This is a genomic window from Streptomyces sp. NPDC051183, assembly GCF_040682455.1.
Lineage (GTDB): Bacteria > Actinomycetota > Actinomycetes > Streptomycetales > Streptomycetaceae > Streptomyces.
The window spans coordinates 1-11,068 of record NZ_JBFBBA010000087.1 but is presented as its reverse complement, the minus strand read 5'-3'; the positions used below and the strand labels follow the sequence as shown (position 1 = coordinate 11,068).

Below are 11,068 nucleotides of genomic sequence, written 5' to 3'. Positions count from 1 at the left end.
GGCCATAGCTCGGCGAAGCCGAGCCCCGCCGAGCTATGGCCGGCCCTTCGGGCCGGAGTCCTGCGCTTCGCTCCGGACTGGTTCGGGTTCCGCTTCGCTCCACCCGAACGGCCTGCTCCGCAGGCCTGGGTGACCCCGTTTCACGGGGTCCGGGCCTTCGGCCCGTTGGCGTGTCCGCTCCGCTCCCACCCCGGGTCCTTCCGGCTCCGCCTCCAGGCCCTAAGGCCCGCTTCGCCCGAACGGGGCCTGCTTCGCAGGCCTTTAAAACTATTCTGTCCACTGCAACACGCCACTAGCCGGGTGACACTCCCCATGCGTCGCGCCCGCCAGCACTATTGATACAGGTGTCCCACTCCACACCTTCAAAGAGGGCGACCATGGCCACCGAAACCGCATCGTCGGCAAACCTCTCCGAACTGGAACTCAAGGTCTTCACCGCCACCGGCACCGAACACGTCGAAGCCCGCGCCGACGACGGCTGGACCGTCATCTCCGGCGGCTGGAACTACCCCAACATCTGGGGCGACAACGAAGCCGTCAAGTCCAGCCGCCGCAGCGACGACGGTCAGGGATGGATCGTCGAATTCCACCAGGTGGAACGCACTGACACAACGATGATCGAAGAATACGCACGGGAACAGCCGGGCCAGATGTCCGAAACCATCGACCTCACCCCGAAGAAGAGGAAACTGCCGGAGTACACCGTCTACGCCTACGCCGTCCGCAACAACGGCTGACAAAACACGATGGTGTCCAGCCCCTACACGGAAGGGCTGGACACCATGCCGCTCCACGCCCACCCCCAGGCCTTCCAGCCCCGCCTCCAGGACTGAAGCGGTCAGGGGACTGCCCGGGATTCCGCTGCGCTCCATCCCGGGCGGCCCGCTTCGCGGGCCTCGGGCTCCCGCGCTTCGCGCGGGAGGTGACCCCGTTTCACGGGGTCTGCAGGCCTGCGGCCTGATGGGGTGTCCGCTTCGCTTCCACCCCGGTCCTTGCGGCTTCGCCTCCAGGACCCGGCCCGCTTCGCGGGCGCAGCAGTAGCACGGGGTTGCTGTTCTCGTAGGCGGAGTGCGGGGCCGTCCCCCTCTGCTCCCAACCCTGGGCCCTTCCGGCTCCGCCTCCAGGAGCAACTCACACTGCGAGCTGCCAACCAACGGGGGACCGTGGGTGCGGGGCAAGCTCGCTGCCGAGGCTCCTAAACATCGCCCCATAGAGCCCTCTCCTCCCCTACCCTGCGGGTCATGAGCACCCCTGTCCCCCGCCCTCCCAAACCCCTCGGTCCAATAGCCCGATGGAGGGCCCAACGCACTGAGCGCGCTGCCCAAATCCAGCGAGCAGGCAGACTTACCCCCGCGGCTCGCTGGACCCTAGGCCTTGCCGGATCCGCAATGGTGGGTGCCGGGGCAGTAGCCGTCTTCACCGTCACGACGGAAGCCGGCCCCGCCGCACTCATCATCGCCGGAGCCCTCCTACTCGTTGCAGCCGTGATGGGACGCCAGATCAAGGAAATCGGACTGGCCGACGGCACCCTCACCTTGGCCGAGATCGAAGACAGGATCCGCAACGCGGACAGCCCCGACGATGCCCTGAACCTCGCCTCCGCAGCCACCACCGTCGCTCCTGAAGTTCAGCGAGACACCGAAATCCGAGAACTGTCCGCCACGGCATACGAGCAGGTCATCAACGATCGCCTGGTGTCGGTCTTCGGCCCCGGCGCGGTCCACCACTCCAGCGGGCCGTACGACCGAGGCACCGACATCGAAGTGACCCTCGACGGTAAAAAGGCCGGCATTGTGACCAAGTTCGGCGACCCCACCACGCACATCGGCCCCCGCCGCATGCGGGAGATCATCGAAGCGCTGCTCCGCGGGCGGACAGACCTGGACGCGATCATCATCGTGAGCAACATGCACGAGCCAGCCCTCTCCACCCTCGGCGCCGCACGCGACAGAGCCCAGGAGGACGGCAAGAACTTCCAGTACATCCGATGGAACGGAGACATCGACACGACTCAACTCCAACGCGTCATCGAGGACCAACTCCGAAGCTGACGCCCTGCGCTGCCTCCCGCCCCGGAACTCTCCGTACCACTGCAGCTACCAGCTCCCCCACGTCTGAGTGCTTCAAAAGAATGCCAGGATAGAAAAGGGAACCAAGAGCATCTGGCCCTACCGAGTCAGACCGGCACCCGCGAATCAGTAGATCCCTATCGCGTCTACGACGATGGCCGGACCGGCTTTCGACGCTCAGTGAGCGTGAACGTCCTCAGCGGGAAGGTTCAGAAGCAGCGGCGCGAGCGGCTCGGCGCCGCCCAGCTCGGCGCGCTCGCCGAACTCGGCGTGGAGTGGGCTCACGGCGGGACCGACGGGACTGACATCCGGGGTTGAGTTCACGGGCGCGGGTAGTCGTGGCCCGCCGGCGGGTACGGGCGGCCTGGAAGTTCAGCGACCCCGTAGAGCACGATCCGCTCGAAGTCCGAGAGCTCACCGGGCTCCCCGGTGGGGTCATCGGCGGCGTCGTCGATCGCCTTGAGCAGCCGCAGCGAGCGTTCCTGGTCTGCTTTCTCCCCCGCCGACAGCATCCGTTCCGGGCCGCGTACGGCCTCTGATACTGCGGGTGGCTCGGTGGGGGCGCGGTCCAGGGCTCCCGATCTCCAGAGGCTCGTAACGATCACCGCGGCGGCCAGGACCGCCAGGAGCAGGCCTGCGTCCGGGTATCCGGACGTGTCCACCCAGCAGCCGCACCCGGCCAGCAACAGCCCTGTGAGTGTGCCGCCCCTGACACGACGTCGTCTCCCTGACATCACCACCCCGCCACCCCCTTTCACCTGCACGATTCCCACATAGGGGAACGATGGAACACCCTGGACGGCACCGTTCCCGAATCCGGGAACCGCTACCCGGCTCCGGTCCGGCTACCGTCCGCGTCCCGAGTGCTTGACGCGGGAAGCGGCTTGGCGGTGGGCGGGAACGGCGGCTTCGGCAGGAGCGGCGCCCGCCGGGCCCGGCGCGGCCGTGGTGGTGGTGGAGCGGGAGCGGGCGGCGGCCGCCGAGACCGGGGGCACGAGGGTCAGGGGTGCGCCTGGGGGTGTGGTGAGGGCCTGATGGGTGGCCAGGACCATGCGGCGGGCGAACTCGGCGGGGGCGCCCAGGCGCCAGGACTCATCGCCGGTCAGACGCTTCAGGTGCGCGGTGAGGGCCTTGGGGCCTTCGTGTTCGCCGATCTGGTGCATGCGGGCGGCCAGCAGGGGCCAGGGGCGGGCATTGACCAGGAGGCCCGCGTCCCGCTCGCCCAGGACGTCCTTGACCGTGGCCACGATCCGGGCGTGGACATCCGGGCGGACCCCGAGCTGTTCCAAGGCCTTCTCCCGGACGTCGAGGTCGAGCTTGGCCGGGAGGGTCAGGCCTTCGGTCAGCGGGCCCCAGTAGCGGCGGGCGTCCTCGCTCACCACCACCGCCTCGGCCACGGGAGTCGCGGCCGGAGCAGCCGCAGGAGCTGGAGCTGGAGCGGTCCCCGCAGCCGGAGCGGACCCGGCCGCAGGCGCGGGGGCGGGGGCGGGTGCGGGGGCGGGTGCGGGGGTCTTCGACGCGGTGGGTGGCGGCGCCCACGGGTCGCGGGCCTCGGCCTTACGCGCGGCCGGGACCGCCTCCGGCACCGCAGCCACAGCCGCCGGTGCGGGTGCGGGTGCGGGTGCGGGTGGAGCAGCGGCGAGGACGGCGGCCACGGCCTGGTCGACGCCGACGCCGGCCGCGTGCGCGTCGGTGAGGAAGCGGGCGACGTCCACGCCCTGGCCGTCGAGGCGGTCCATCGCGGCGGCCATGTCGGGCCACAGGGGCGAGGAGAGCATCGCGTCGCGGACCATCCCCGGCGGCGTCATCGACCGGAGCCGGTCGGCCCACCGATCGGTGCCCTCCGCCTTGATCCGCGCCGCGTTGGCCTCGACCGCCTTGTGGACGGTGGTGGCCACGGTGCCGAGCTGGGGCAGGAAGGCGGTCATGTCGACGCCGGCCTGCTGGAGGGAGACGAGCTGCCCGGCCAGCTGCGGCCAGTCGGATCCCTTCATCAGGTTCTCCAGCACGGTGGCGTCCAGGACCGGGCGCAGCTGTGCTTCGGCCCAGCCGGGGGCGAGCTTCGCGGCCTCGTCGCCGAGTTCGTCCTCCTTGCCCTGGCGCATCTTCCGGGCCGCGCGCCGTACGGCGTCGGCCAGGGTCAGGAGAAGGCGCATCGCCATCGCGGCGGACTGCGCGGCCTCGGCGAGGGCTTCGGAGAACGGCTCGCCGACCGGCATGGGCGCTGCGGGGGTGGTCATCAGGGGTGGTGCTCCTCGAACTCGGCGGCAGGGGTTATCGGGACCGGGACGGGCCCGGCCGCTCCGAACCGGGCGGCGTGTACGGGACCACACCGCTAACGCGCCCGGACTGTGCGGGGCCACGGCCAACCACCCGCCCACGCGAGGGCGAGGGTGCGTTGCGGCTGGTGCGGGTGGCGGGGGCCCCGGCCGCGATGGCGGCCTGCCGCAGCAGCGCCCCCGCCTCGGCCGCCGCCTTCGCCTGCGCGCGGTGGGCTTTGGCCTCGTGCCACAGGCGGGCCGCCTCCACCGCCTCCACCAGCGCGAGCAACAAGGTCAGGACGACCACGGCTCCACCGCCGCGTGCGGTGCGCGGGGCGCGCTCCAACGCGCGCGCGGAGGCCCGCCAACCGGCCCGCGCCTGCCCGGTAAGGGCACGCTCGCCAGGGGCGCGGCCTGCTTGCTCGAAGGCGTCGGCCGCGGCCTGGAGGCGCGTCCGGACGAGGGCGGGAGCATGCAGTGCGGCGGCGACCAGGAGGTCACCGAGCGCAGCCACGTCCCCCGCGCCCTCCGCCTGTCCGGCCCCGCCCAGCACGGTCGCGGCCTGGCGGATCCAGCCCTCCGCCCGCGCCCAGTCCTGCGCCGCGACCGGGACGTCGAAGCGCTCCCGAACCCGGGGCAGGGACAGGTCGTAGGCAAGGGAACTCCCGGAGAACCAGACCGGCCGGCTGCCGCCGTCGGCGCGGTCACCAGGTTGCGCGACCGCGTACCCGAGCAGGACACCTTGCTCGTCGCGGCGCTCGCGTACGCGAAGGCCTCCGTCGCGCAACCGGTCCAGGAAGTCGCTGTCGTCGGTGGAGAGCGCGGCGGCCTGGCGGACCGTGCGCTGCAGGGACTCCCGGGCGGTCTCCACCAGGCCGCGGCGTACGGCTTTCGCCTTCTCTCCGGTGGCAGGGGCGCGGCGTGCGGTGCGGTCCCCCGGCGACATCGGCGTCAGCCCCCAGCGGGCTTCGAAGGCGCGCGCGGCGGCGTGCATCGCGACGATGTCGCCGCGCAGGCGGGGCTGTCGTCCGTCCACGCGGGCGAGGGTCGCGAGGAGGTGGATGTGGTCGGGTGCGTGGCGTACCGCGATCCACCGGCAGGCCTCCTGATCCCCGTACGGGGCGATGCCCGCGGCGTCCACCATCGCGGCCGCCACCTCCCCCCACTCCGCGTCGCCGAGCAGCCGGTCATCCGCGTGGTTGCGGACCGAGACGTGCCACACGTGCTTGGCCGGGCGTACTCCACGCAGTGCCTCGACGGGGGCGTCCAGGAGGTCGGCCAGATCCTGGAGCGAGACCGCGTCCGGCTGCCGCACGGGGCAGGGCAGATGCGGATCGAAGGCGGTCACCAGATGCGGGTCGGTGTGCTCGTCGCGCTTCCCCGGGCCGAAGAGGTAGTCCAGGAGGTCGTAGGTGTCATCGCCCATGTCCGGCTTCTTCGGCATCACCGGGATCGGCGCTCCCGCATCACCTGGAGCGTCGCCGTATCCACCCGCACCACCGCCGCCCGCACCACCGCGAGGACCTCCTCCACCGCGCCTGTGACGGGGCCGGCACCGTGGTCCCGGCCGAGGCGTACCGCGATCTCCCGCAGCCCGGCCCGAGCCTTCACGAGTTCGCGCAGGACGTCGGCCCGCTCCGCCGAAACGGGCACCAGCACCTCCTGCGCGACGGCCATCACCGCATGCCCCGCCCACGCCGCCGCGGCCATCGACTCCCGGTCCGCGACCCGGCGCACCACCTCGATCTCCGGCTCCGTGAACGCGACGTTCAACCGGTGCCCGCGTACCTGACCCACCTGGCGTTCACGGCGCCGTACCGGACCCTGACCTGCCGCCATAACGCCCTCGCTCCCGTGCATCCGGGGCCTCGATATCGGAACTCCTCACCGGACCCGAATCAAGATAAATTAGCGCCTAATGTTCCATTACGCACTAACTGGCTCCCCTTTTCTATTGCATGAAAAATCCTCCCAGCCAGCCGCACCCGGCCACGCGGGAAACAACCGACCGGGCCCCGACATCACCCCAACCAGCGACACCCCAACCCCCCAACACACCCAACCCCGCCACGAACAACCCCCACCCAACCAACCCCCACCCCCAACCCCCACCCCACCACCACCCCAACCCCCAACCCCCACCACCACACCCCCACCCACACACCCCCCGGACCCCCACGAAGCGACGACCTACCCATGGTTGAACCTCACCGACGTGCAACCCTTCGGGCGGCACGACCTGTCGCCCGCCACAGCCTCCCAGGCCTCCCGTCAGCCCCGTCGGCACGCAGTCGCCCCGCGACCGAAGCCGCGCAAGAGAGGGCTCTGCACCCGGTCATTGCCAACTGCTGGCCGGTCGACTGAGACATCCCCAGCCGAGAAATCACATGTCGCCGTGGGGCCAGAGGTTGGAGAATCACGGGCATGGCCCGGTCCTTCTTCAGCTCCCCCATCACCGCTCACGAATACGTGCAGCGAGTTCGTCGGCACCCGCCAAGCTCGCTGCTGCCGCTGATCGCGGACGCCAGCTCGCAGTGACCCACGAAGACGGACTGGATGCGAGACCGCACCGGTCTGTATCGCCCATGGGGTCTCGCCGATGCCGCGTGGATGTCGCTCGTTTGTGGCAACGAGCACCGGCAGAAGGAGGCGACCGGCGCCGACCTGACGGAAATCCTGGCGCAGTACACGGCCCTCGATGACCCCATGCGCTCTCTGCCCGTCGGGGAGCGCTTGGAGGGCTACCTGCTGCGGGTGGCGGGGCAACAGTTCACCTGGCAGGAGGACGACTTCACCGAGCTCGCCCGCAGCCTCGCCATGCTCATTCAGACACAGTGATGAGGATCTGTGAAATCGGCCAGGGCCGCTCTGTGCGCCCCGGTTTGTTGGTGTTTCAAAGACCTGGTTGGCGTGGAGGGTAGGGCCCGGAATGACTGGCCGGGCATCCCCGCTGCGTCTGGCCACCCTCCTTCCGAAGCTGGCCCAGGCCGCAAAGTAACGACGCGTCATCGGTACGGGGCCGGTTCGGCATGCTCGCACCCGATTGGATCTCCGCGGCGGCGGAGCGGGGACCCCAAGTGCCCGACGGTCGCCACGGGTTCGACGCGCGGTGCTGAGGCTGCCACGGGCCACAACGAGCAGAAAGGACGATGACTTCAATAGCGAGACGGCTGGCGTGGCCGACAGGGCCGAAATCTACGGGCCGATCCCCCACATGGACGGGCGCAGTCGCCGAGGTCTGTTGCCAACCGTAGTGTTGCGGTGGCCGCCACTCGGCGGTGATATACGCAGCCACATGCAGAGGAGACTCTCATGAGCGACGATCACATTGAGTCGGTCGTCTCGATTGTTCGAGACTACGGAGCCTGGCCCGCAACCAAGCAGCAGCTGGTCAACCATGCGGACCGGTACGTCGGGACGGACAAGGAATATCGGAACCTCGATGACCTTCCTGAAGGCCAGTACAACAACGCGCAGGAGGTCCGGGACGCCCTAGAAAAAGTCAAGACCGACAAGCTCCGGGCAGCGGGGACACTCAAGGAGTAACGCCAGCCGCTGTCGCCCGGCGGTGCCGAGACCCGACGTAAGCAAGCCGGTCTCGGCACCCGGCGGTCCGGCTTCAGTCTCCGAGAGGTTCAGTCAGCCGGTGGCGGTTTCCTGGCGCAGGTAGGCGTACACACTCTCGCAGCTGATGCCGAACTCCTGGGCCAGAGTGGCTTTCCGCTCCCCGGCGGCAGAACGGACCGAGCTCGCCGGGCCGCATGCCGAGGACCGGGGCCGACCTGCGCCGGAACCGACTGCGGATCACACTTCTTCCTCCGCGGGTCCCGCCCCCGAGGGCATGATGGCGTCCGCCGAGGCCAGCACCCGGGCCTCCGGCCGTGCCGGAGTCGTCGCACCCGAGGGATAGCCGCAGCGGCGGCGGTGGACACGGAGACGACGGGAGATTCACACGAAGGACGGGGAGATCCACAGAGCAGCACTGTCCCACAATCGAGCATTACCAACCTCCCCACCCTGGGGAGATCCAGTGAGCAGGTCTGGCCTACACGGTGAGCACCAACTGGGGAAATTCAAAGAGTCTCATCAACAGCCAACGCAGCGGATCAGTACAGGTCGTACAGCAGCTCGGGCATCGCGTTGCTTGCGTTCTGCAGTCCCGAGAACGCGCTCGGTATGACCGGCTGAACCCCCCTGTTCGAGATCTGAGACGGCCAAGGCGGCGGGTACGTTCGTAGGACGGGGTGCGGCCCTGGCCATTCAGGGGCCGCGACGGGGGCCGTACCCCGGCGCGGGCAGCCCGAAGGGCGCTGGCCATGCCACGCCGGGCGAAGGCCTCGTCTTGATGATGAGGGTCACGGGGGCGGGGTCGGGTTCAGCTAGCTGTGCAGGACTCCGGTGCGGGCGGCGATGCCTCGCAGCTCGGGTGTGGTGCGCCCGGAGAGCAGCAGGCCGGAGACGAGCGATTTCACGGCTGGGCGGGCGTGGGTTTCCTGGGGGGCCCAATATTCGGCCTGGAGGAGTGCACGGATGCATTCGTCGCGTCGGCCCCATTGCGCGAAGGCCTTCGCGCGGTCGGTGAAGTAGAGCGCGCGCCGCTCCGTGGTGGGGAGCGCTTGGGGTGCGAGCGCGTCTGCTGCGGCGATGGCGGCCGAGGGATCTCCGGCGGTGGTCTCCGCCGAGATCAGGTGGAGCTGCACGGTGGCCCAGCTGAATCCGCCGCTGGTGTCCCGAAGGTGGGTGGTGGCTCCAAGGCTCTTGGCGATGGCGGTGGCCTCGGTGGTCAGCTCGCGCATTCCGGCTTGGTCGCGTTGGTGGGCGACGGTGTAGGCGGCGCACTGGACCAGCAGTCCTCGCTGGGCGGTACCGGCGTTTCCGAGTTCCCGCAGGCACGGATCGTCTGCGGCGTTCAGGGCGAGGGCCAGAGCCTGATCGTGCCAGCCCGCTTTGCGGGCGAGGACGGCCTGCTGGCGGGCCGCTTCCGCGACCACGACGGGCGTTCCGCCGTAGACGGCGAACTGCCGGGCGCGATCGGCTGCCATCCAGCCGAGTTGCGGCTCGTCGAGCTTGATGAGGATGCGCGTGGCCAGGAGGTAGGCCTGCGCCAGCACGGGGAAGCTGTCGCCGCCCGCGGTAGACCTGTGTCCGGCGGAGATCAGTCGTGGGAGCCGCAGGGCGAGGCTGGAGTACGAGCAGTTGTTGAAGTCAGCCGAGGCACGATGCAATTCCGCCGCGAGGAGGTCCAGGGGCGCGTCGGGGGCGGTTCGGTCCAGCCCCAGCATCGCGTCGCGCAGCCCCGCGGTGAGCGTCTCGCCGAGCTGCGCCTCTTCGGTCTTGGCCGGGGCGGCGCCGGCGACGGGGGCGCCCATGGCGGCCGCCGCGGTGACCGCCATGGGCGGCGCCGGCGACGGGGGCGCCCATGGCGGCCGCCGCGGTGACCGCCAGGTTCGCGAGCAGTTGCCTTCGCGTGCGCACCGGGTCCTCTCCGTCCTCGCGCCCTGGGCTTCCCAGAGTAGGGCTGGGGAGGCTGGGATACGGCCCGGTTCTCTGACTGAGCGGCTCCGGATCTGTGCCCGGGGCTGGTGCGAGGCCGAGGGCCTGCGGTGGGATGTCGAGCACCCGGGCGAATCTCTGGAGCACGGAGACGTCCGTCAGGGAGGACTTCCCGCGCTCCAGGCGCGATACCTGAGCGGCCGAGTAGCCGGTCAGCGCCCCGAGCTTGACCAGGGTCATGCCCTGGATTCTGCGTGCTGCGCGGACCACTTCGCCGGGTGTCGCCGCAGGTGTCCCTTGTGGCTTTCGAACTGCGTCCATAACCCCGTCCCCATGTAGCCGAGGCTGCGTGCCCCCTCAGCGGTGGGGGTCGCACGCGGCCGTCCGTACTTGCACGAGATGCAAACTCCTTGCAGCCCTATGGCTACGGACTGTTGTACCGCGTCCTGGTGCGGTGGTCTTGGACTTGCCGCGGTCCACCCAGTACCGCGCACTCCCCCACCCAGTGAGCACTCCCAAGAAGGGACTTCTCCGTGGATCGGTATGTGCAGCATCGCGAACGTCTGCTGACGTCGTCCAGGCCTCTGCCGGACTTCGAAGCCGTAGGCGCGAACGGACCCTGGATGCACCTCGCCGACGGCCGCCGGGTCTTCGACGGATCGAGCGGGCTGCTCTGCGTGAACGTCGGGCAGGGCAGTCCCGCGGTCTTCTCCCGCATCGAGAAGCAGTTCTCCCGCTACTCCTTCGGCGGGGCCGCCGTCGTCCAGCCCCACATCCAGATGGAACTGATGGACCGCCTGTGTCACGCGGTGGGCCGGCCGGAGGACTCCGTGGCGCTGACCACGTGCGGCACGCTCGGCGTGGAGGTCGCGGTCGGCCTGGCGCGCAACATCGTGCGGGTTCGCGACGGGAAGCGGCGCGGGGACATCCTGACGTCCAGCCTCTCGTACCACGGCAACAGCATGTTCACCCTCGGGGTCGCGGGCAACCAGATCCGCAACCCCCGTCCCGAAGACCGGTACGGTCTTGCCCCCGCCTTCCCTGCCCCCTACCCGCCGACACACCGTCACCACGGGGCGACTCTGTCGGGAATCTTGAGAACGGGCGTCACTTTCCTTGGCGCCACCACAGCGGCCGGGGTAAGTCGCGTGCCAGTCCGCGTCCTGCTGGTCGGCGCGGTTCTTGGTCTGGAGTTCGTGCAGGCGGCGGGTGGGAAAGTACAGGCTGCGAAACGGGCCTGGAGTG

At 69.9% G+C, this 11,068-nt stretch carries 11 protein-coding genes and 1 pseudogene; 6 read left to right on the top strand and 6 right to left on the bottom strand.

What is annotated here, in order from left to right; translation table 11 throughout:
* Window positions 1–377 precede the first annotated feature (377 nt).
* The 3 genes from AB0M99_RS36820 to AB0M99_RS36810 all read left to right on the top strand — a co-directional run bounded on the left by AB0M99_RS36820 (window position 378) and on the right by AB0M99_RS36810 (window position 2,387).
* Window positions 378–737 (top strand): hypothetical protein, encoded by a 360-nt coding sequence (locus AB0M99_RS36820; protein WP_365928478.1) that lies wholly within the window; start codon window positions 378–380, stop codon window positions 735–737.
* A 651-nt stretch (window positions 738–1,388) separates the two neighbouring features.
* Window positions 1,389–2,051 carry a hypothetical protein gene (locus AB0M99_RS36815; RefSeq protein WP_365928476.1) on the top strand — a complete coding sequence of 221 codons (663 nt, stop codon included), beginning with the start codon at window positions 1,389–1,391 and terminating at the stop codon, window positions 2,049–2,051.
* A gap of 204 nt (window positions 2,052–2,255) precedes the next feature.
* On the top strand, window positions 2,256–2,387 hold the full coding sequence (locus AB0M99_RS36810; protein ID WP_365928474.1) for a hypothetical protein: 132 nt from the start codon (window positions 2,256–2,258) through the stop codon (window positions 2,385–2,387).
* Between the two features lie 2 nt (window positions 2,388–2,389).
* On the opposite strand, the gene AB0M99_RS36805 is transcribed toward AB0M99_RS36810, so the two are convergent.
* The 4 genes from AB0M99_RS36805 to AB0M99_RS36790 form a co-directional block, all read right to left on the bottom strand.
* Window positions 2,390–2,731: a hypothetical protein gene (locus AB0M99_RS36805; RefSeq protein WP_365928473.1), complete on the bottom strand. Its 342-nt coding sequence runs from the start codon at window positions 2,729–2,731 to the stop codon at window positions 2,390–2,392.
* 183 nt (window positions 2,732–2,914) lie between these two features.
* Complete coding sequence (locus AB0M99_RS36800) at window positions 2,915–4,309, bottom strand: hypothetical protein (RefSeq protein WP_365928471.1); 1,395 nt, start codon at window positions 4,307–4,309, stop codon at window positions 2,915–2,917.
* 34 nt (window positions 4,310–4,343) lie between these two features.
* Entirely contained in the window at window positions 4,344–5,756 is a 1,413-nt protein-coding gene (locus AB0M99_RS36795) for a mobilization protein (protein ID WP_365928469.1), read from the bottom strand.
* A gap of 17 nt (window positions 5,757–5,773) precedes the next feature.
* Complete coding sequence (locus AB0M99_RS36790) at window positions 5,774–6,127, bottom strand: hypothetical protein (RefSeq protein WP_365928467.1); 354 nt, start codon at window positions 6,125–6,127, stop codon at window positions 5,774–5,776.
* A 759-nt stretch (window positions 6,128–6,886) separates the two neighbouring features.
* On the opposite strand from AB0M99_RS36790, the gene AB0M99_RS36785 reads away from it, so the two are divergent.
* Complete coding sequence (locus AB0M99_RS36785; protein ID WP_365928465.1) at window positions 6,887–7,168, top strand: hypothetical protein; 282 nt, start codon at window positions 6,887–6,889, stop codon at window positions 7,166–7,168.
* A 474-nt stretch (window positions 7,169–7,642) separates the two neighbouring features.
* Entirely contained in the window at window positions 7,643–7,876 is a 234-nt protein-coding gene (locus tag AB0M99_RS36780; RefSeq protein ID WP_365928463.1) for a DUF2795 domain-containing protein, read from the top strand.
* An 833-nt stretch (window positions 7,877–8,709) separates the two neighbouring features.
* Here the strand turns inward: AB0M99_RS36780 and AB0M99_RS36775 are convergent.
* Together AB0M99_RS36775 and AB0M99_RS36770 are read right to left on the bottom strand one after the other, a co-directional pair.
* On the bottom strand, window positions 8,710–9,723 hold the full coding sequence (locus AB0M99_RS36775) for an XRE family transcriptional regulator (protein WP_365928461.1): 1,014 nt from the start codon (window positions 9,721–9,723) through the stop codon (window positions 8,710–8,712).
* 262 nt (window positions 9,724–9,985) lie between these two features.
* Window positions 9,986–10,063: pseudogene (locus tag AB0M99_RS36770) on the bottom strand (hypothetical protein); the annotation flags it as partial.
* Between the two features lie 293 nt (window positions 10,064–10,356).
* Between AB0M99_RS36770 and AB0M99_RS36765 the strand changes: the two are divergent.
* Window positions 10,357–11,068 (top strand): aminotransferase class III-fold pyridoxal phosphate-dependent enzyme (locus AB0M99_RS36765; RefSeq protein WP_365928459.1); only part of this gene is annotated, 712 nt, incomplete at its 3' end.